The organism is Pseudomonas brassicacearum (assembly GCF_000585995.1).
Taxonomy (GTDB): Bacteria; Pseudomonadota; Gammaproteobacteria; order Pseudomonadales; family Pseudomonadaceae; genus Aquipseudomonas; species Aquipseudomonas brassicacearum_A.
In genome coordinates this window covers 3011756-3033435 of the sequence record NZ_CP007410.1, presented here as the reverse complement: position 1 = coordinate 3033435, position 21680 = coordinate 3011756, and the positions used below count along the sequence as shown (strand labels likewise).

Sequence of the window (21680 nt, the reverse complement as noted above, 5' to 3'; positions counted from 1 at the left end):
GACGCGGATTGCCTGCAAGGTACACGTCAGCCGGTTTGGGACGGCTTCGCCGTCCAGCGGGAGCAAGCTCCCTCGCCACAAGAGCCCCTTGAACCGCAGGCACCCGGGCCAGGCTGCCTACGACAGCATGGACTGCATGATGTCCTGCAATTCATCCAGGTCGAAGGGTTTGTCCAGGATCGGGGCCTTGCGGGTGATCGGGCTGTCGGTGTCGCGCACTTCCTGCGCGTAACCGCTGATAAAGATGACTTTCAGGTCGGGGCGCAACCGGACCGCCGGCTCCGCGATCTGCACACCGGTAATGCCGCCCGGCAGGCGGAAGTCGGTGATCATCATGTCCAGGTGTGGCTTGCTCGCCAGGATCTCGAACGCCTGCTCACCGTTTTCGGCCTGCAGTATCCGATACCCCTCACCCGACAGGTAGGCAGACAGCACCATCAGGATCGACGGATCGTCCTCGACAATCAGTACTACGTCTTGCGCATCTTCACTCATGAGAAGCCTTTGTTCGATCAATAGCTGCTGATACGACCTTGGGGTCACTCAGAGGTTGCGTCTGTTCGACGGTTTTGTTCAAGACGATTTTCTGCAAAGGCAGGCAAACCCGAAACAACGCCCCTTCATTGATGCGACTATTGACCGTGATCGTCCCGCCATGAGCGGTCACAATCTGCTCGGAGATGAACAGTCCCAGCCCCAGGCCGGAAGCGACGGCCTTGGAGGACACCCGCTCGAATTGCTGGAAGATGCGCTGCTGGTTTTCTTCGCTGATGCCGATGCCGTGGTCCTGGACTTCGACACAGGCATGGTCCGACGTCTTGTAGACACGCACCTCGATCGGGCTTTTGCCGCCGTAGCGCAAGGCGTTGGTCAGCAGGTTCGACACCACCTGTTCAATACGAAACTCATCCCAGAGCCCCTCCACCGAGGGTTCTGCTGTACAGATCAATGAGCACTCGGCCGCCGCGATCTGCGGCTGGAAATTGTGCAGCAGGCCCTGCACCAGCGTCGTCAGATTGAACCGGGTCGGACGGATGGACAACTTGCCGGTGCGAATCCGCGATACGTCCAGCATGTCCTCGATCAGCCGGATCAGGCTCTTGATCTGGCGTTCGTCGCGCTCGACCATCGCGCGCACCTTGTCCAGGCTGAACGCCGCGGCGTTATCCCGGGCCAGGTGCATCTTGCGCAATTGCGTCTCGAGAATCAGGCCATTGAGGGGCGTGCGCACCTCATGGGCGACGATTGACATAAAGTCATCACGCATCCGCACCGCCTGCTCCAGCTCGCTGCGAGTGGCCTCCAGCTGCTGCAACAAAATCTCCTGCTCCCGGCGACTCTGCTCCAGGGCAACGACCTGTTCCTTCATCGCCTTTCTCTGGCGATAGAGCTCGACGAACACATTGACCTTGCTTTTGACCGCATGGGTGTCCAGCGGCTTGTGCAGGAAATCCACCGCACCGCTTTCATAGCCGGTGAAGGCATAGTTGCGTTCACGCCCCGCGGCGCTGACAAAAATGATCGGGATGCTGCGAGTCTTCTCCGTGCCACGCATCAGCTCGGCCAGTTCGAAACCGTTCATTCCCGGCATCTGCACATCAATAATGGCCAGGGCAAACTCATGCTGCAGCAACAGGGAAAGCGCTTCGTCAGCCGACAGGGCCTTGAAGACCTGGCGATCTTCGCGCTTGATCAGCGCGTCCAGGGCCAACAGATTCTCCGGCAGATCGTCGACGATCAGCAGTTTGGCTTGAATATCTCTTAGCATGTGGTTCATTCCAGCCCGGCCAGCAACTGGCCGATGTCTTGCAAAGTAAGGATATGGTCGGGCTCGTGTAGAGCCAGCGCCGCTTCGGGCATGGTCGAGACTTGTGCTTCGCCGGGATCCTGGACCACCGTGATGCCACCCAGCTCCCGAACCCTGGCCAGCCCCTTGGCACCGTCGCTGTTGGCACCGGTCAGTACGATCGCCAGCAGGTTCGGACCGTAGACATCGGCGGCTGACTCGAATAGCACATCAATGGACGGCCGCGAGTGATGCACCGGTTCCTCCAGGCTCAACGACAGACTGCGGTCGGCCTCGACCGACAAGTGATAGCCGGGCGCTGCCACGTACAAGGTGCCAGGCACGATGTCCTGCTTGTCCTGGGCTTCCTCCACCGGTACGGCAAGACGATAGCCAAACACATGGGCCAACTGGCTGTGGCGCTCATCCGGCAAATGCAGCACCACCAGGATCGGCACGCCGAAGCCCTTGCGCAATTGCCCGAACACCTTGAGCAGCGCTTCGACGCCGCCAGCGGATGCGCCGACGACAATGGCCTCGATTCGGGACCTGATCATGTGATTCATAACTTGCGATAGATCCGTTCCTGTTTGACGAGGGCTTCGAATTGATGACCGTAAGCCGAGAAATCCACTGTCTCTTTGCTGCCCAACACCAGGAACCCGCGGTGACAGAGGGATTCATGAAACAACCCGAACGCACGATCTTGCAGCTTCTTATTGAAATATATCAATACGTTACGACATGAAATTAATTGAGTTTCTGAAAAGACACTATCGGTCGCCAAACTGTGGTCGGCAAAGGTCACGTTCTCACGCAGGGTTTTGTCGAACATCGCGTAATCGTAGGCCGCCGTGTAGTAATCGGCAAATGATCGCCGCCCCCCGGCGAGCTGATAGTTTTGGGTATAGGCCCGTACGTTCTCCAGCGAGAAGATGCCCTGCTTGGCTTTTTCCAGCGAACGTGGATTGATATCGGTGGCATAGATGAGCGTGCGATCCAGCAGGCCTTCCTCGCGCAATAGAATCGCCATGGAGTAGACCTCCTCCCCCGTGCTGCATCCGGCGATCCAGATCTTGATCGACGGATACGTCTTGAGCACCGGCACCACTTCCTCGCGGATCGCCAGGAAATGCGAAGGGTCGCGAAACATCTCGCTGACAGGAATCGTCAACAGCTGCAGCAACTGCATGAACATGCCCGGGTCGTGCAACACGCGCTCCTGCAGCGCCGAGATGGTCTTGCACTCGAACTGGCTCAACGCATGGTGGACCCGACGCTTGATGGATGCACCGGAGTAATCCCGAAAATCGTAGCTGTATTTAAGGTAGATCGCTTCGATCAACAAACGAAGTTCAATGTCAGTGTCACGTTCCACTAAATTCTTTCCATATTCGGCAACCACACGCGAATCAGTGAGAACAGACGATCCAGGTCGATCGGTTTGGCCAGGTAATCATTGGAACCCGCCGCCAGGCAGCGCTCCTGATCATCCTTCATGGCCTTGGCCGTCACGGCAATGATCGGCAACTTGCGCCAGCGCGGGTCCTTGCGGATCAGCGCGGTGGCTTCGAAACCGTCCATCTCCGGCATCATCACGTCCATCAACACCAGGTCGATGTCGTCGACTTCATTCAGGCGTTCGATCGCTTCATAGCCGTTACGGCCGATGACCACGATTGCCCCTTTCGCCTCCAGGGCGCTGGTCAGGGCAAAGATGTTGCGCACATCGTCGTCCACCAACAGCACCTTGCGGCCTTCGAAAACCTTGTCGCGGCTGCGGGCGGTCTTGAGCATCCGCTGCCGTTCATGGGACAACCGGGATTCGACTTTGTGCAGAAAGAGTGTCACTTCGTCCAGCAGGCGCTCTGGCGAGCGGGCGCCCTTGATGATGATCGAGCGCGAATATTTGCGCAGCTCGGCCTCTTCATCGCGGGTCAGGTTGCGCCCGGTGTAGACAATCACCGGTGGGAATGAACAGATTTCTTCGGTGGACATGCGCTTGAGCAGGTCATTGCCCAGCATGTCCGGCAGCTTGAGGTCGATGATCATGCAGTCGTAGACATTCGTACGCAGCAGGTCCAGGGCTTGTTGGGCCAGGCCGACGGCGGTGATCTCGATATCGTCATCGCCGATCAGCCGGGTGATGCTGTCGCGCTGCAAGTCATCGTCTTCCACCAGCAGCACCCGCTTGACCTTCTGGGTCAGCTTGGCCTCCAGGCGAGCGAACACGTCCTTGAGCTCTTCGCGGGTGGTCGGTTTGACCGCATAACCCACGGCGCCCATGTGCATCGCGGCTTCGACACGGTCCTCGACGGAAATCACGTGCACCGGGATATGCCGGGTATCGGCCCGCTCCTTGAGCCGCTGCAATACCGTCAGCCCGGAGTGATCCGGCAGACGCATGTCCAACAGAATCGCGTCGGGGCTCAGTTGCATGGCCAGGTCAAAGCCTTCATCGGCGCCGTGGGCCACCAGGCATTGGTAACCGAGTTCGTGGGCCAGGTCGAAGAGGATCCGCGCAAACTTGGGTTCATCTTCGATCACCAGGATGCACCGGGTGGCGAACGGGGCCTTGTCCCGATCATCGGCGAATCGGGCGATGGGCGTGTCCACCTGGGCGATCAATGGCGCAGGCGCAGGTGTTGGGAGGGCTGGCGCGGGCGCGGTGGCCGTCGGGGTGAATACCCTCGGCGCTGCCGGGGTTTGTCCTGGCTCGATATAACGCTCAGGCAAGACCAGCGTAAATACACTGCCCTGCCCCGGTTCGCTGGAGACGGTGATCGAGCCTCCCAGCAACGTGGCCAGGTCGCGGGAAATCGACAAACCCAGACCGGTGCCGCCATACCGGCGATTGGTGGTGCCATCGGCCTGGCGGAACGCCTCGAAGATGCTCTGTTGCTGATCGGCGGCGATGCCGATGCCGGAGTCACGCACAATGAACGCAATGCCCGAACCCGGTTGGCCGGCCACGGACAGAGAGACGCTGCCTTGCTCAGTGAACTTCACCGCGTTGGACAACAGGTTCTTGATCACCTGCTCCAGGCGCTGGCGATCGGTGTACAGCATGGACGGTGCGTCAGGCAGCAACTGCGCCTCGAAGCTCAGGCCCTTGTCGGCCGCCAGTGGCTTGAACATATCGCGCAAGCCTTCCACCAGCCGCGCCACGCTGGTGTTTTCCGGACGTACTTCCAGTTTCCCGGCCTCGACCTTGGAAATGTCGAGAATGTCATTGATCAGATTCAGCAAGTCGTTACCGGCCGAGTAGATCGACTCGGCAAACTTGACCTGTTCCTCGCTGAGGTTCTGCTGCGGGTTTTCGGCCAATAACTTGGACAGGATCAGCGAACTGTTGAGCGGTGTACGCAGCTCATGGGACATGTTGGCCAGGAACTCGGACTTGTACTTGCTCGAACGCTGCAATTCTTCGGCGCGCTCCTGCAACTGGATCTGGGCCAGGTTCAGCTCGCTGTTCTTCTGGTCCATGGCGTCGCGTTGTTCGGCCAGTTGCTCGTTGGTCTGCTCCAGCTCCTGTTGCTGGGCTTCCAGGTGAGCCTGGGATTCCTTGAGGATGCGCGATTGCTCTTCCAACTCCTCGTTGGCGGTCTTGAGCTCTTCCTGCTGGACTTGCAGTTCTTCGTTCAACTGCTGGGTTTCGGCCAGCACTTCCTGCAAGCGCTGGCGATAACGGGCCGCTTCAATGGAGGTGCCGATGTTGCCGGCCACCAGCTCCAGCAATTCGAGGTCGCGGTCGGTCAAGGGCCGCAGGAAACCCAACTCGATGACACCGTTGATCCGGTCGTCGTCGCTGGTTGGCACCACCACCACGCTATTGGGCAAGCCCCGGCCCAAACCGGAACTGATTTTCAGGTAATCATCGGGCACATCATCCAGACGGATCGGACGCCCCTGCTGTACCGCCTGGCCCACGATGCCTTCACCGGCGACGATCAGCTGGTGCTGTTCGTCCTCTTCCCGGGACATGCCATAAGTGGCCACCCGCTTGAGGACGCCGTTTTCTTCCCGCGCATACAGCGCGGCCACGACAGTGCCCATGTATTGGGCACAAAACTGCAGGATGTTGCGGCCCAGCAGGTTCAGGCTCAGTTGTCCCAGGACTTGCTCGGCCAACAGCGTCTGGCCATTGCGCAGCCAGGCTTGTTTTTCCAGGTGCAAGGCGCTCTGCTGCTGGACCTTCAAGCTTGCGCTGTAGTTGCTGGACAAGGTCAGCAGGTCGCGGCGACCGACATAGGCCAACAATCCGCTGACGGCGGCAACGAACAACAGATACAGGGCAATGCTCCAGACCGTGGTGGTGCGGACCTCTTCGTTACGCGCCGCACGCAACTGCTGCTCGGTCTCGACGATGTCTTCGAAGGTCTTGCGAATTTCGTCGGTCAGGCGCTTGCCGCGCCCTGCCTTCACCGCGCCCCGGTAATCGCCGCTGCTGCGTTGCAGGTCGATCATGCTCTGGGCGTAGTTCGCCCACTCCACCTGGAGCGCTTGCACCTTATGCAGGCGGTCGGTCTGGACGGGGTTGTCGGCTGTCAATTCCAGCAATGTGTCCAGCGCGACCGCGATCCGTGGCTTGGCGACTTCATAGGGGTCGAGGAAGTGCTCGTCACCGCTCAACAGGTAACCGCGCATGCCGGTCTCCAGGTCCACGCTCAGCTTGAGCGCTTCGTTGGCATTGTTGATCACCCGATCGGTGTGCCCGACCCACTGGATCACCGACAGCAGATAGGTGATCAGCACGATGAAAAACACCGCGCTGAGGGCACCCATGCCCAGCGGCAGGCTGATGTTGCGACTTAATAGTTTGCGAAAACTTTGCTCGTCAACCGAAGACGAAGGAGTCATGGAGAAGGCCTTGGTGGACAGTTGAAAACCGTGGAGTTTGCCCGAAAAACGTCGGTTGGATCCACATTTCTGACGAGACGAAGACGCAAATCCTACGGCGATCTGCCTTGTAGCAAGGAAGCGACTATCCTTGTCAGCTCTTGTACTATAGATCCTTTCTTGTACAACTTGGGGAACTTGTACCGCCTCGCTACTTACTCATGCATAAGACCTTTTTTCACGCCCTTCCCGCCCCATCTTTCGAGAATGCCAACTATGTCCACCCCCGCTCCCGCCACTCAACCCACCATTCTGGTCGTCGAAGACGACGACATTGTGCGTATGTTGATCGTCGACGTATTGGAGGAACTGGATTACCAGGTACTGGAAGCGGACGGTTGTGAACAGGCGCTGGCCTATCTGCGCAATAACGAGCAACTCATCGCCCTGATGATGACGGATGTCGGCCTGCCGGTAATGGACGGTCGTGAATTGGCGAAACAGGCCCGATCCTTGCGGCCGGGCCTGGCTATTCTGTTTGCCAGTGGTTATGCCGAAAGCATCGATGTGCCTGAGGGCATGGCGGTGATCGGCAAGCCGTTCTCCATCGATCAGTTGCGTGACAAGGTCAAAAGCATTCTTGCTTGAGCCGAAGCGGATTGTTGGTCACTATCGGCGCCCCGCGCGCCGACTGCGCCTGATTCGCCTCTAGGGAAAACCTGCTCATGCGTCATCCCACCGCCACCAAGGTCCTGGTTATCGGCTATGTCTGGCCCGAGCCGCGCTCATCGGCTGCCGGCGGACACGTCATGCAGCTCCTGGAAGCGTTTCTCGGGCAAGGCTGGGACATCACGTTCAGCAGCCCTGCACGCCCAGGTGAAAACCGCGCCGACCTGCTCGCATTGGGCATCCGCGAAGTGCCGATCGAACTCAACAGCAACAGTTTCGATGGGTTCATCCGCGAGCTGGCCCCGGATATCGTGTTGTTCGACCAGTTCATGATGGAAGAACAATTTGGCTGGCGAGTCGAGAAACACTGCCCCGACGCCCTGCGCGTGCTGGAGACGTCCGACCTGCAATGCCTGCGCCACGCCCGCCATCAGCGCCTGAAAGAACGCTTGAAGGCCGATGACGTTTCCCAGGATTTCAGCGACCTTTTCGCCCCGGCCCTGCGTGAAGAGTTCGAGTTGATGGCCAGCACCGACTTGGCCCAGCGGGAAATCGCCGCCTTGTACCGCTGCGACCTCAACCTGATGGTGTCCGAGGTTGAAATCGAACTGCTGGTGGACCATTTCAAACTGCCCCGCAGCCTGCTGCACTGGTGCCCGTTGATGCTGGACCTGCCGAACGAACCCTTCGTGCCGTTCGAGGACCGGGCGCACTTCCTGAGCATCGGCAATTTCCGACATGCGCCGAACTGGGACGCCGTGCTCTGGATGAAAAACGCCGTCTGGCCGCTGATCCGCCAGCAACTGCCCGGTGCGCAATTGCATCTATACGGTTCCTACACTCCGCCCAAGGCGGCCGCGCTGCACAATCCGGCCCAAGGGTTCCACATCATGAACTGGGCCGAAGACGCCTTGCAGGTCATGTCGGCGGCCCGAATCTGCCTGGCACCGCTACGCTTCGGTGCCGGTATCAAGGGCAAACTGATCGAGGCCATGCTCTGTGGCACGCCCAACGTCACCACGCCCATCGGCGCCGAAGCCATGCACGGTGAGCTGCCTTGGTCCGGATCGATCGCCCAAAGCGCCGAAAGCATTGCCCACGCGGCGGTGCAGCTGTATAGCGACCCGGCGCGTTGGGCCCAGGCCCAGAACGCCGGCCTGACCCTGCTGGCGAGCCGTTACCAGCGACAGGTACATGGCCCAGCGCTGATTGAAAGCATCACGGCCTGTCGTGCCGAACTTGCAGAACGACGCCGGGACAACTTCACTGGCAGCATGCTGCGTCACCACCAGCACAAGAGCACCCAATACATGTCCCAGTGGATTGAAGAAAAAAACCGCAACGTCTAGCCGACGCCCGCCCCCACATCGTCTCCGGGGTGGCACCGGTGCGGCGAAGGGGGCATTATCAGTGGCGATAACAACAAAAGTGCCAGGCACATGACCCGAACAGCCAGAGTCACCGACCCCTCCTACGAGTTGATGGACGACCACAACGGGCTGTCCATCATCTATCGCCAGCACGGTTTCCCCTGCCCGCTGGTGCGCTGGCATTTCCACAAGGAATACGAGCTGCACCTGATCGTCGCCAGCTCCGGCAAGGTGTTCATTGGCGATTACATCGGCAACTTCTATCCGCAGTCGCTGTTCCTCACCGGCCCCAACCTGCCCCACAACTGGATCAGCCAAGTGGCCGAGGATGAAGTGGTGCCCAAGCGCGACATGCTGGTGAATTTCACCGACGAGTTGTTCGAAAGCGGCCACCAGGTGTTTGCCGAGCTCAAGACTGTTGCGCCGCTGCTTGAGCGGGCCCAGTACGGTATCGAGTTTCGCTGCACACGCACCATCCGCCAGGCCATGATCCTGATGCAGCGTATCGCCGATTCCCAGGGCATGAGCCGTCTGGGGCATTTTTTCATCCTGATGGAGCTGCTGGCCGCCACGGATGACTACCAATTGCTCTCCGGTGCTACGGCCCCACAAGCGGCGGACGAGCACAGCATCGACCGCACAAACCGGGCGGTGGACTACATTTTCGCCCACTACGCCCGGGAACTGTCCCTGGAAGAGGTCGCCGAGCACTTGGGCATGAAACCCACGTACTTCAGCCGCGTCTTCAAACAAGCCACCGGCCGGTGCTTCATCGAATTCGTCAATCGGCTGCGCATCAGTAAATCCTGCGAGTTACTGGCCGATGGTGATAAACCGGTGACGGACGTGTGCTTCGAGTCGGGGTTTAACAACATTTCCAATTTCAACCGGCGCTTCCAGCAGCTCAAGGGCATGACCCCGTCCCACTATCGGCGGCTGGCGGTGCAGCGGTTGACCGAGCAGAACCAGGGCTGACACCTTGCACGATCCCTTGTGGCGAGGGGATTTATCCCCGCTGGGCTGCGAAGCGGCCCCAAAAATGTATCTATCATGGAGGCGGATCAGAAAACCCCAGGGGGGCCGCTTCGCGCCCCAGCGGGGATAAATCCCCTCGCCACAGATGAATTCCCCGCCAGAAACTTTCATCAGTGCAAAAAAGTATCAGCATAAGTGCGACGGATGATTTGTCACGCCGTCCATAGAGGGCTGTAATCAGCGCACATTCTTCCCTTCATCCGGAAGACACAAAAACAATAACTGTCCTTCTGCAGCCTTCTGGGCGCGGAAAAGGAGTGCGCGATGAAACCTTCGGTAAAAGCTCTGCTTGTCTCCACCTGCATGACCCTCAGCAGCGTCAGTTTCGGCGCACAGACCCTCACTATTGCCACCGTCAACAACAGCGACATGATCCGTATGCAAAAGCTCTCGAAAACCTTCGAGGCCGAGCACCCGGACATCAAGCTGAACTGGGTGGTGCTCGAAGAAAACGTACTGCGTCAACGCCTGACCACCGACATTGCCACCCAGGGTGGGCAGTTCGACGTGCTGACCATTGGCATGTACGAAGCCGCACTCTGGGGTGCCAAGGGCTGGCTGGAACCGATGAAGGACCTGCCGGCCAGCTACGCCCTCGACGATATATTCCCCTCCGTACGCGAAGGCCTGTCGGTCAAGGGCTCGCTTTACGCCCTGCCGTTCTATGCCGAAAGCTCGATCACCTATTACCGCACCGACCTGTTCAAGGACGCCGGGCTGACCATGCCCGAACACCCGACCTGGACCCAGATCGGTGAGTTCGCGGAAAAACTCACCGACAAGACCAAGGAACAATATGGCCTGTGCCTGCGGGGCAAGGCCGGTTGGGGCGAGAACATGGCGCTGATCACCACCCTGGCCAACGGGTATGGCGCACGCTGGTTCGATGAGAAGTGGCAGCCGCAATTCAATGGGCCCGAGTGGAAAGACGCGCTGAATTTCTACGTCGACAACATGAAAAAATCCGGCCCGCCGGGCGCTTCCAGCAACGGTTTCAACGAAAACCTGGCGCTGTTCAACAGCGGCAAATGCGCGATCTGGGTCGATGCCAGCGTCGCCGGCTCGTTCGTGACCGACAAGACCCAGAGCAAGGTGGCCGATCACGTTGGATTCACCTTCGCCCCCCACGAAAAAACCGACAAGGGCACCTCGTGGATGTACTCCTGGTCGCTGGCCATCCCGACCAGCTCCAAAGCCAAGGACGCGGCCACGGTCTTTACCACGTGGGCGACATCCAAGGAGTACGGTCAATTGGTCGCCAAGACCGACGGCATCGCCAACGTACCGCCAGGCACACGCACCTCGACCTACAGCGACGACTACATGAAGGCCGCGCCGTTTGCCAAGGTGACCCTGGAGTCGTTGAAAGTCGCCGACCCGAAAGCACCAACCCTCAAACCAGTGCCCTACGTCGGCATCCAGTTGGTGACGATTCCCGAGTTCCAGGCCATCGGCACCCAGGTGGGCAAATTCTTTTCGGGCGCGCTGACCGGCCAGCAGACTGTGGACCAGGCGTTGACCGCCGCGCAGTCCACCACCGAACGCGAGATGAAACGCGCTGGGTATCCCAAGTAACCCGCGCCGCCGCTCCGCCTTTTGTGGGAGCGGGCTTGCTCGCGAAAGCGATCTATCAGTCACATTGATGTTGGATGTGCTGCCCTATTCGCGAGCAAGCCCGCTCCCACAGGGGATTTTTGTAGGCCTGCACAAAATCGGTTCAATGCCATGAATAGTTCAACGACAACCGCCAAAGCCCCCCTCGAGATTGCCCCTCCGACCCGCAAGGTCCGTCTGGCGAACCCCGGCTGGTTCCTGGTCAGCCCTTCGGTCGCCTTGTTGCTGTTGTGGATGATCGTGCCGCTGGGCATGACCGTCTATTTCTCGATGATCCGCTACAACCTGCTCTACCCCGGCGAAAACGAATTCGTGGGGCTGGAGAACTTCACTTACTTCCTGACCGATTCGGGCTTCATGCCCGGCGCCACCAACACCCTGCTGCTGGTGGGCAGCGTGTTGCTGATCAGTATCGTGCTCGGCGTATTGATCAGTGCCCTGCTGGAGGCCAGCGAGTTCTTTGGACGCGGCATCGTACGGGTGCTGCTGATTTCGCCCTTTTTCATCATGCCCACCGTGGGCGCGCTGATCTGGAAGAACCTGATTTTCCACCCGGTCTCGGGGATCCTCGCCTCGGTGTGGAAATTGTTCGGCGCGCAGCCGGTGGATTGGCTGGCCCACTACCCGCTGCTGTCGATCATCATCATCGTGAGCTGGCAATGGCTGCCCTTTGCGATCCTGATCCTGATGACCGCCATGCAGTCCCTCGACCAGGAACAGAAGGAAGCCGCGCGCCTGGACGGAGCCGGTCCCATCGCGATTTTCTGGCACCTGACCCTGCCGCACCTGGCTCGCCCGATTGCCGTGGTACTGATGATCGAGACGATTTTCCTGCTGTCGGTGTTCGCCGAGATTTTTACCACCACCAACGGTGGCCCTGGCTACGCCTCCACCAACCTGGCCTACCTGATCTACAACCAGGCACTGGTGCAGTTCGACGTCGGCATGGCTTCGGCCGGTGGCCTGATTGCCGTGGTCATCGCCAACATCGCCGCCATCATCCTGGTCCGGATGATTGGCAAAAACCTCACTGACAAGAACTGAGGCCGTCGCCATGACTCTTCAACAATCCCGTCGCCTGCAAAGCCTGCTGCTGGGCACGCTGGCCTGGGCCATCGCGATCCTGATCTTTTTCCCGATCTTCTGGATGGTGCTGACCAGCTTCAAGACCGAAATCGACGCGTTCGCCACGCCGCCGCAGTTCATCTTCACGCCGACGCTGGAGAACTACCTGCACATCAACGAGCGCAGCAATTACTTCAGCTTCGCCTGGAACTCGGTGGTGATTTCCTTCAGCGCCACCGCCCTTTGCCTGCTGATTGCGGTGCCGGCGGCCTACTCCATGGCGTTCTATGAAACCCAGCGCACCAAAGGCACGTTGCTGTGGATGCTCTCCACCAAGATGTTGCCGCCAGTGGGCGTGCTGATGCCGATCTACCTGCTGGCCAAGAGCTTTGGCCTGCTGGATACACGGATTGCGCTGATCATCATCTACACGTTGATCAACCTGCCGATCGTGGTCTGGATGATTTACACCTACTTCAAGGACATTCCTCGCGACATCCTCGAAGCCGCGCGCCTGGATGGCGCCACGCTGTGGCAGGAGATGGTTCGCGTCCTACTGCCAATCGCCAAGGGTGGCCTGGCCTCTACCGTACTGTTGTCGCTGATCCTGTGCTGGAACGAGGCCTTCTGGTCACTGAACCTCACCTCGTCCAAAGCCGCGCCATTGACGGCACTGATCGCGTCCTACTCCAGCCCCGAAGGTTTGTTCTGGGCCAAGTTGTCCGCCGTCTCGACCCTGGCCTGCGCGCCGATCCTGATTTTTGGCTGGATCAGCCAGAAACAGCTGGTGCGCGGTTTGTCCTTCGGCGCCGTGAAATAACGCGCCTTACACAATCATCAGAAGTGGAGGCCCATCATCATGGCCAATCTGAAAATCAAGAATTTGCAAAAGGGTTTCGAAGGCTTCTCCATCATCAAGGGCATCGACCTTGAGGTGAACGACCGCGAGTTCGTGGTGTTTGTCGGCCCGTCAGGCTGCGGCAAGTCCACGCTGCTGCGGCTGATCGCCGGCCTTGAAGAGGTCAGCGACGGCACCATCGAGCTGGACGGCCGGGACATCACCGAAGTCAGCCCGGCCAAGCGCGACCTAGCGATGGTGTTCCAGACCTACGCCCTGTACCCGCACATGAGTGTGCGCAAGAACATGTCCTTCGCCCTGGACCTGGCCGGCGTGCCCAAGGCCGAGGTCGAGAAGAAGGTCAACGAAGCGGCGCGCATCCTTGAGCTGGGGCCGATGCTTGAGCGCAAGCCCAAGCAACTGTCCGGCGGCCAACGCCAGCGTGTGGCGATTGGCCGGGCCATCGTGCGCAATCCGAAAATCTTCCTGTTCGACGAACCGTTGTCCAACCTCGACGCCGCACTGCGCGTGCAGATGCGCCTGGAACTGGCCCGGCTGCACAAGGAACTGCAGGCGACCATGATCTACGTGACCCACGATCAGGTCGAAGCCATGACCCTGGCCGACAAGGTCGTGGTGCTCAATGGCGGGCGCATCGAACAGGTCGGCTCGCCGCTCGATCTGTATCACCAACCGGCCAACCTGTTTGTCGCCGGATTCCTCGGCACGCCCAAAATGGGCTTTCTCAAAGGCAAGGTCACGCGGCTTGAAGGCCAGGGTTGTGAAGTCCTGCTGGATGCCGGCACCCGTATCAGCCTGCCATTGAGCGGCGCCAGCCTGAGCGTTGGCGGCGCAGTGACCCTGGGGATTCGTCCGGAGCACTTGAACCTGGCGCAACCGGGTGATTGCACGTTGCAAGTCACCGCCGATGTGAGCGAGCGACTGGGCAGCGACACTTTCTGCCACGTCGTGACCGCGTCCGGCGAAGCCTTGACCATGCGCGTTCGCGGCGACCTGGCGAGCCGTTTTGGCGAGCAATTGAGCCTGCACCTGGACGCCGAACACTGCCATCTATTCGATGCCGAGGGCGTGGCGGTCACCCGTGCGCTGCGCGCCGCCGCCTGATTACCGAGACTTGTGATGAAACTCAACCGACAGAACCTGCACAACCTCAGCCCCGAGGTCGCCCTGCCCGCCTATTCCTTGAGCGAGATTCGCCAGGGCATCGCCCACATCGGTGTCGGCGGCTTCCACCGCGCTCACCAGGCGTATTACACCGATGCGCTGATGAACACCGGTGCAGACCTGGACTGGGCCATCTGCGGCGTCGGCTTGCGGGCCGAAGACCGTCGCGCCCGGGATGACCTGGCCGGCCAGGACTACCTCTTCACGCTGTATGAATTGGGCGACACTGACGACACCGAAGTCCGGGTGATCGGTGCCATCGCCGACATGCTGCTGGCCGAAGACGGCGCCCAGGCGCTGATCGACAAACTGGCCGACCCGCAGATCCGCATCGTCTCGCTGACCATCACCGAAGGCGGCTACTGCATCGACGACAGCAACGGCGAGTTCATGGCCCACCTGCCGCAGATCCAGCATGACCTGGCCCACCCGAACGAACCGAAGACTGTCTTCGGCTTCCTCTGTGCAGCCCTGGCCAAGCGCCGCGCCGCCGGCACCCCAGCGTTCACCCTGATGTCCTGCGATAACCTGCCCCACAACGGCGCCGTGACCCGCAAGGCGCTGCTGGCCTTCGCCGCCTTGCGCGACGCTGAGCTGGTCCAGTGGATCGAACATAACGTCAGCTTCCCCAACGCCATGGTCGACCGCATCACGCCCATGACCAGCAGCGCCCATCGCCTGCAACTGCATGACGAACATGGCATCGACGATGCCTGGCCGGTGGTCTGCGAACCCTTCGTGCAATGGGTGCTGGAAGACAAATTCGTCAACGGGCGCCCGGCCTGGGAAAAGGTCGGGGTGCAGTTCACCGATGACGTTTCGCCCTATGAAGAGATGAAAATCAAGCTACTCAACGGCAGTCACCTGGCGCTGACTTACCTGGGGTTTCTCAAGGGCTATCGCTTCGTCCACGAGACCATGAATGACCCGCTGTTCGTGCGTTATATTCGGGCCTACATGGACCTGGACGTGACGCCGCAACTGGCGCCGGTGCCGGGTATCGACCTGACCGACTACAAGAACACCCTGGTGGAGCGCTTTTCCAACCAGGCGATTGCCGACCAGTTGGAACGGGTTTGTTCGGACGGCTCGTCGAAGTTTCCAAAATTTACCGTGCCCACCATCAACCGGCTGATTGCCGACGGCGCTGAAACCCGGCGCGCGGCGCTGGTGGTGGCCGCCTGGGCCGTGTACCTGAAGGGCGTGGACGAGAATGGCGTGACGTATTCGATCCCCGATCCACGGGCGGCGTTCTGTCAGGCGCTGGTGGCTGACGATGCCCTGGTGACCCAGCGGATGCTGGAAGTGGAAGAAATCTTTGGTACGGCGATCCCCCGTTCACCGGAGTTCGTGGCAGCATTCGAATGGTGCTGTAATAGCTTGCGCGAGCATGGCGTCACGCGAACGCTTGAGCGCGTGTTGGCTGACGCAGACTAAGGCTAGGATGCGGTCGCTTTTTGTGGCGAGGGGATTTATCCCCGCTGGGACGCGAAGCGTCCCCAAGACATGAACAACTCAGTGAATATGACACACCGAGTAGTCAGTGTCAGGGCTGCTTCGCAGCCCAGCGGGGATAAATCCCCTCGCCACAGGTTCCATGTCCCGGTCCAAACAGTTCTGTGCTGACGGTTCATTGATATCAAGGATTTCTATGGCAAACCAACAACTGTTCCTGGGCATCGACTGCGGCACCCAAGGCACCAAGGCCCTGATCCTCGACGCCGCCAGCGGCCAGGTCCTGGGCCTGGGTGCCGCTGCACACGACATGATCAGCGGCCCCAACGGATGCCGTGAACAAGACACCCAGCAATGGCTGGACGCGTTCACCCAAGCGACCCATCAGGCGCTGGCCGCCGCCGGGGTCGATGGCCAGGCCATCCTCGGCGTCGGCGTCTCCGGCCAGCAGCATGGCCTGGTGTTGCTCGATGACCAGGGCCAGGTCCTGCGCCCGGCCAAGCTCTGGTGCGACACCGAAACCGCCCCGGAAAACGATCGGCTGCTGGCGCACCTGGGGGGCGAAAGCGGCTCCCTGGAACGCCTGGGTGTGGTCATTGCCCCTGGCTACACCGTGTCCAAGCTGCTGTGGACCCGCGAGCAGCATCCAGCGGTTTTCGCCCGCATCGCCAGCATCCTGCTGCCCCACGACTTCCTCAATCATTGGCTCACCGGCCGCCACTGCAGCGAATACGGCGACGCCTCGGGCACCGGCTATTTCAACGTGCGCACCCGTCAATGGGACGTCGCGTTGCTGCAACACATCGACCCCAGCGGCCGCTTGCAATCGGCGTTGCCGGAACTGATCGACGCTCACCAACCGGTCGGTCGGATCCTGCCGGCCATTGCCGCGCACCTGGGCATCAACCCCAATGCCGTGGTGGCAAGCGGCGGCGGTGACAACATGATGGGTGCCATTGGTACAGGCAATATCCAGCCCGGCGTGATCACCATGAGCCTGGGCTCCTCCGGCACGGTATACGCCTATGCCGCAGAACCTGCGGTCAGCCCGGAACCGTCGGTGGCGGCGTTCTGTTCATCCAGCGGCGGCTGGCTGCCGCTGATCTGCACCATGAACCTGACCAACGCCACTGGCGCGATTCGCGAGCTGCTGGACCTGGACATCGGCACGTTCAATGCCTTGGTGGCCCAGGCGCCGATTGGCGCCGAGGGCGTATGCATGTTGCCGTTTCTCAACGGTGAGCGCGTTCCCGCCCTACCCCATGCCACCGGCAGCCTGCTGGGCCTGACGACCACCAACCTGACCCGGGCCAATCTGTGCCGGGCCGTGGTCGAAGGCACGACCTTCGGTTTGCGCTACGGCCTGGACCTGTTGCGGGCCAACGGGCTCGAGGCCCAGAGCATCCGCTTGATTGGTGGAGGCTCGAAGAGCCCGGTGTGGCGGCAGATCGTCGCCGACATCATGAACACGACAGTCATCTGCACCGAACAGAGCGAAGCCGCCGCTTTGGGCGCGGCGATTCAGGCCGCATGGTGCCATTCAGGGGCACAAGAAGACCTGGCCGACCTGTGCGAGCGCTGCGTCAAGCTCGACCTGGGCAGTGAAACCCGGCCCATCGCCGAGCACGTGGCGGTCGCCCAACAAGCGTATGAACTTTATCGACAACACGTCGCAACCCTTTGAGAGCGTTCAACTATGTATCTGGTGTGTGGTGAAGCGCTGTTTGATTTTTTCAGTGAAAACGAAGCGGGCGGAGCCGCCTCGCAAGTGAACTTCAAGGCCATTGCCGGCGGTTCACCGTTCAACGTGGCGGTCGGCTTGCGGCGCCTGGGTGTCGAGTCGGCGCTGTTTGCCGGGCTGTCCACCGACTACCTTGGCCGCCGCTTGCAACAAGTGCTGCTCAACGAAGGCGTCAGCGCCCAATACCTGCTGGACTTCGATGCGCCGACGACCCTGGCGATGGTCGCGGTAGGCGCCAACGGTTCGCCCCACTACAGCTTTCGCGGCGAGGGCTGTGCCGACCGGCAACTGAGCCCGGCACATCTGCCGACACTGGGCCCCGAGGTGCGCGGCCTGCATTTCGGCTCGTTCTCCCTGGTGGTCCAGCCAATCGCCGACACCCTATTGGCCCTGGTGCAGCGCGAAAGCGGCAAGCGCCTGATCAGCCTGGACCCGAACGTGCGCCTCAACCCACAGCCGGATATCGACCTGTGGCGCTCGCGGATCGCAACGCTGGTGCAGTATGCCGACCTGATCAAGGTCAGCGACGAAGACCTGAGCCTGCTCTACCCCGAGCTTGAGCCACAAGCGGTCATTGATGGCTGGCTGCAGCACCGTTGCCAGCTGGTATTCCTGACCCGCGGCGGCCAAGGCGCGACGGTGTTCAGTCGCCAACACGGCTCGTGGTCGATGCCCGCCTGCCCGGTGAAAATCGCCGACACCGTGGGTGCAGGCGACACCTTCCAGGCCGCATTGATCACCTGGCTCACTGAACAGCAACTGGATACGGTCGAAGGCCTGAACACCCTGAGCCGGGAGCAGATCAGCAGCATGCTCGACTTCGCCATACGCGCCGCAGCCATGACCTGCGCAAAGACTGGGCCAGACCTGCCTTACCGGCAACAATTGAACTGACGAACCCAAGCCGCTTCGGGTAGCGGACAAAGAAACGCCCGGCTCGGACAATGACCGGGCCAGGCGTCGATGTGATTGAACAGGGCGTGTATTTAGCGCCCGGTCATCCGATGAAGCTGATGAAAATGGTTACCGACAGGACTGTGGTGCTGGTTCTGACCGTGGTTCTGATCGAGTTCGGTGCGCAGTTCGGCAATCAAATCGTTGATTGCGCGGCAACCCGTGAGTTTTTGCGCATCGATGCCAGTTTTTACCAGGGCCACGCGGTCGGTTTCATGATCGTCGTAGATTTTGATGGTCATCGACAGATCGGGTGACAACGTGCATTGCGAGCGCTTGGGCAGCAAGCTGCTTTCAATGATGTTTCGCATTTCGAGGGCAGATAAAAACATGGCAACTCTCTCCTGTTGAGGCGGCCAATTTATGTACAACGGCGGTATTTTCGTCCGTTTTCTTCCATGCGGACTGGGACTACGAATGCCGTGCCGTTCGTTCGTTTTTGGCGTTTCTAATCAATGAGCCCGTGAAATGAACTCTTGGATTATCCCGCAAATAATATGCCTGAATTCACGACGCCCTGACTTGATCCAAATCAATCACTTAACTTTGCCTGGCGCCGGACCGGTCGTGCAGAATGCATGGAAACGAGAATAAAACCATGCAAACTGCAATCGATTTCTTCCTGTCGCAAGCTAGAGTAGACCCTATTGCAACGGGGTGAGAGGGCATCCGTCGCCTGCTTCGAGAAAAGTGTGAATCGGCCGACAAACTGCATTTACGGCCGCGCGCTCGGCCACATGTCGCAGGCTGTCGAAGTTAATGTTAGCACCGGAATCGATGGCCACCAGGGTCTGGCCTTGGGCGCCGGTTCGGGCCACATATTGCTTGATGCCCGCCACCGCCAGGGCGCCCGAGGGCTCGGTGATTGAGCGAGTGTCGTCATAAATGTCCTTGATCGCCGCGCAGAGTTGGTCGTTGGTAACCGTCATGACCTCATCGACACAAAAGCTGCAGATCTCAAAACCGTGGGCGCCGATCTGCGCGACGGCCACACCATCGGCGAAGGTTCCCACGCTCGGTAGCGTCACCCGCTCTCCGGCCTCCAACGCCGCCTGCAGGCAAGCGGAGTGTTGCGACTCGACACCGACGATGCGGACTTCTGGACGCAGGTACTTGACGTAGGCTGCGATGCCGGCAATCAGCCCACCGCCACCGACCGGGACAAAAATGGCGTCCAGCCTGCCGGGGTGCTCGCGCAGGATTTCCATGGCCACGGTGCCCTGCCCCGCGATCACATCCGGATCATCGAAAGGCGACACGAACTCCCGCCCGGTCTGCCGGGCCAGGTCCAGCGCATGCTCCAAGGCAAACGGAAAACTCTCCCCGTACAGCAATGCTTCAGCACCCCGGTTGCGCACGCCCAGCACCTTGAGTTGCGGGGTGGTCACGGGCATGACAATACTCGCCGAGATACCCAGTTCCCGCGCCGCCAGCGCCACGCCTTGGGCATGATTGCCAGCCGATGCGGTAATGACGCCACGGGCCCGCTGCGCCGGGGTCAACTGGACCAGTTTGTTGTAGGCGCCGCGGATCTTGAAGGAAAAGGTCGGCTGCAGGTCTTCACGCTTGAGCAGGATCCGGTTCCCCAGGGCTTCGGATAACGCAGGCGCGGCTTGCAGCGGCGTGCGCACGGCCAGTTCGTACACCGGCGCGGCCAGGATTTTCTTGACGTAGTGTTCCAGCAGGGCTTGTTCGGTACGGGTAGCGGTCATGGCGGTCTCCTGGTTGGATGCAACCCCGGAGACAGAAAGAAAAAACCCGCCTCTAGGGCGGGTTGGGTGCAGTCGTCAGCTAGCCCGCCAAATAAGGAATGGCGGTAATAATGCTTGGCTGGCTGCGCAGTACGGTAAAAGTCATGGCTGAAAACTAGCGTTGCGTTGGCAGCAAGTCAATGGCAAATATCAAGTGCCGCCTCTGTGGGGTCCTGTGGCTCGCATCGCGTCATTTGAGGCCGACTTTATACAACGCCCCGTCGCCTTCATCCGTCAGCACATACAGGTAACCATCCAGCCCCTGGCGAACGTCACGGACACGCTCGTCGAGTTCGCCGAGCAAACGCTCTTCGTGCACGACCTTATCACCCTGGAATTGCAGGCGAATCAGGTTCTTGGACACCAGCGCACCAATGAATACGTTGTGTTTCCAGGCCTTGAAACGATCACTGTCGTAGAACGCCATGCCGCTGAGCCCCGGCGACACCGGCCAGACATGGTGAGGACCGAGGGTGCCTTGCGCCGTCTTGCCCTGGGCTTCGGGAATCGGGGAACCGGAGTAGTTGTCGCCATGGGTCGCCAGCGGCCAGCCGTAATTCTTGCCGCGCTCGATGATGTTCAGTTCATCGCCGCCCTTGGGCCCATGCTCGTTCTCCCACAGCGTACCGTTGCGGGGGTTGAGGGCAGCTCCCTGGGGATTGCGTATGCCGTAGGCCCAGATCTCGGGCCGTACGTTTTTCTGGCCGACAAAGGGGTTATCGTCCGGCACCTTGCCGTCGGGATAGATGCGCGCGATCTTGCCTTGCAACTTGTCCAGGTCCTGGGCCGTCGGACGGTCGTTGTTTTCCCCCAAGGTGATGAACAGGTAACCGTCCCGGTCGAAAACCAGGCGTGATCCAAAGTGGTTGCCTGTAGACAGCTTGGGTTGCTGGCGGAAGATCACGTCGAAACCGTTCAACCGCTTCATGTCTTCTGACAGCTGCCCGCGGCCCACGGCGGTGCCGGCCTTGCCGTCTTCACCGGCCTCGGCATAGGACAGGTAGACAGTACGATCCTGCTTGAAATCAGGCGACAGCGCGACATCCAGCAAGCCTCCCTGGCCCTTGGCCCAGACCTTGGGAACGCCACTCAACGGCGCCGATAATTGACCATCGGGGCTCACCAGTCGCAGGTTGCCGGGACGCTCCGTGACCAGCATGCCTTGCTGATCCGGCAAGAACGCCACCGCCCAGGGGTGTTCCAGGCCCTTGACCACGGTGGTCACCTCCAGGGTGCCCTCCTCGCTTTTCATTGACTGGGTTTGCGCGGCAGAAACCGGCGTGGCAAGGGTTAGAACAGCGCTGGCGCAAAGGGCGGCCAGGAGTGTTTTACGCAACATGCACACTTCCTTCTGTGGTGTGAAAAGAAACAGCCAGGA

Annotated in this window: 18 protein-coding genes; 10 read left to right on the top strand and 8 right to left on the bottom strand. The window is 60.2% G+C overall.

Going from position 1 to position 21680, the window contains the following annotated elements; translation table 11 throughout:
* Positions 1–117 precede the first annotated feature (117 nt).
* The 5 genes from CD58_RS13185 to CD58_RS13165 are packed head-to-tail and all read right to left on the bottom strand — an operon-like array spanning position 118 to position 6646.
* On the bottom strand, positions 118–495 hold the full coding sequence (locus tag CD58_RS13185; RefSeq protein ID WP_025213465.1) for a response regulator: 378 nt from the start codon (positions 493–495) through the stop codon (positions 118–120).
* Positions 488–1768 carry a hybrid sensor histidine kinase/response regulator gene (locus CD58_RS13180; protein WP_025213464.1) on the bottom strand — a complete coding sequence of 427 codons (1281 nt, stop codon included), beginning with the start codon at positions 1766–1768 and terminating at the stop codon, positions 488–490. The genes CD58_RS13185 and CD58_RS13180 overlap by 8 nt, the downstream gene beginning before the upstream one ends.
* 5 nt (positions 1769–1773) lie before the next feature.
* Complete coding sequence (locus tag CD58_RS13175) at positions 1774–2343, bottom strand: chemotaxis protein CheB (protein ID WP_419178829.1); 570 nt, start codon at positions 2341–2343, stop codon at positions 1774–1776.
* A 5-nt stretch (positions 2344–2348) separates the two neighbouring features.
* Positions 2349–3164 (bottom strand): CheR family methyltransferase, encoded by an 816-nt coding sequence (locus CD58_RS13170; protein ID WP_025213462.1) that lies wholly within the window; start codon positions 3162–3164, stop codon positions 2349–2351.
* Positions 3164–6646 (bottom strand): response regulator, encoded by a 3483-nt coding sequence (locus tag CD58_RS13165; protein ID WP_025213461.1) that lies wholly within the window; start codon positions 6644–6646, stop codon positions 3164–3166. The genes CD58_RS13170 and CD58_RS13165 overlap by 1 nt, the downstream gene beginning before the upstream one ends.
* A gap of 255 nt (positions 6647–6901) precedes the next feature.
* Here CD58_RS13165 and CD58_RS13160 point away from each other — a divergent pair, with 255 nt between their 5' ends.
* The 10 genes from CD58_RS13160 to CD58_RS13115 all read left to right on the top strand — a co-directional run bounded on the left by CD58_RS13160 (position 6902) and on the right by CD58_RS13115 (position 18491).
* On the top strand, positions 6902–7273 hold the full coding sequence (locus tag CD58_RS13160; protein WP_025213460.1) for a response regulator: 372 nt from the start codon (positions 6902–6904) through the stop codon (positions 7271–7273).
* A 77-nt stretch (positions 7274–7350) separates the two neighbouring features.
* Positions 7351–8643, top strand: coding sequence for a glycosyltransferase (locus CD58_RS13155; RefSeq protein ID WP_025213459.1), 1293 nt, complete (start codon positions 7351–7353; stop codon positions 8641–8643).
* A 90-nt stretch (positions 8644–8733) separates the two neighbouring features.
* Complete coding sequence (locus tag CD58_RS13150) at positions 8734–9639, top strand: AraC family transcriptional regulator (protein WP_025213458.1); 906 nt, start codon at positions 8734–8736, stop codon at positions 9637–9639.
* Between the two features lie 324 nt (positions 9640–9963).
* Entirely contained in the window at positions 9964–11274 is a 1311-nt protein-coding gene (locus CD58_RS13145; protein ID WP_025213457.1) for an ABC transporter substrate-binding protein, read from the top strand.
* 150 nt (positions 11275–11424) lie between these two features.
* Positions 11425–12357 carry a carbohydrate ABC transporter permease gene (locus tag CD58_RS13140; protein WP_025213456.1) on the top strand — a complete coding sequence of 311 codons (933 nt, stop codon included), beginning with the start codon at positions 11425–11427 and terminating at the stop codon, positions 12355–12357.
* Between the two features lie 10 nt (positions 12358–12367).
* A complete protein-coding gene (locus CD58_RS13135; protein ID WP_025213455.1) occupies positions 12368–13198 on the top strand; it encodes a carbohydrate ABC transporter permease in 831 nt (276 codons plus the stop codon).
* A 39-nt stretch (positions 13199–13237) separates the two neighbouring features.
* Positions 13238–14341, top strand: coding sequence for an ABC transporter ATP-binding protein (locus CD58_RS13130; RefSeq protein WP_025213454.1), 1104 nt, complete (start codon positions 13238–13240; stop codon positions 14339–14341).
* A 15-nt stretch (positions 14342–14356) separates the two neighbouring features.
* Entirely contained in the window at positions 14357–15838 is a 1482-nt protein-coding gene (locus CD58_RS13125; RefSeq protein WP_025213453.1) for a mannitol dehydrogenase family protein, read from the top strand.
* A gap of 214 nt (positions 15839–16052) precedes the next feature.
* On the top strand, positions 16053–17540 hold the full coding sequence (gene xylB, locus CD58_RS13120) for a xylulokinase (RefSeq protein ID WP_025213452.1): 1488 nt from the start codon (positions 16053–16055) through the stop codon (positions 17538–17540).
* A 12-nt stretch (positions 17541–17552) separates the two neighbouring features.
* Positions 17553–18491, top strand: a complete 939-nt coding sequence (locus CD58_RS13115; protein ID WP_025213451.1) for a carbohydrate kinase family protein — start codon at positions 17553–17555, stop codon at positions 18489–18491.
* A 92-nt stretch (positions 18492–18583) separates the two neighbouring features.
* On the opposite strand, the gene CD58_RS13110 is transcribed toward CD58_RS13115, so the two are convergent.
* The 3 genes from CD58_RS13110 to CD58_RS13100 all read right to left on the bottom strand — a co-directional run bounded on the left by CD58_RS13110 (position 18584) and on the right by CD58_RS13100 (position 21641).
* Entirely contained in the window at positions 18584–18883 is a 300-nt protein-coding gene (locus tag CD58_RS13110) for a DUF1652 domain-containing protein (protein ID WP_025213450.1), read from the bottom strand.
* A gap of 312 nt (positions 18884–19195) precedes the next feature.
* Positions 19196–20263 (bottom strand): threonine ammonia-lyase, biosynthetic, encoded by a 1068-nt coding sequence (ilvA, locus tag CD58_RS13105; RefSeq protein ID WP_025213449.1) that lies wholly within the window; start codon positions 20261–20263, stop codon positions 19196–19198.
* Between the two features lie 229 nt (positions 20264–20492).
* On the bottom strand, positions 20493–21641 hold the full coding sequence (locus tag CD58_RS13100) for a PQQ-dependent sugar dehydrogenase (protein ID WP_025213448.1): 1149 nt from the start codon (positions 21639–21641) through the stop codon (positions 20493–20495).
* Positions 21642–21680 lie beyond the last annotated feature (39 nt).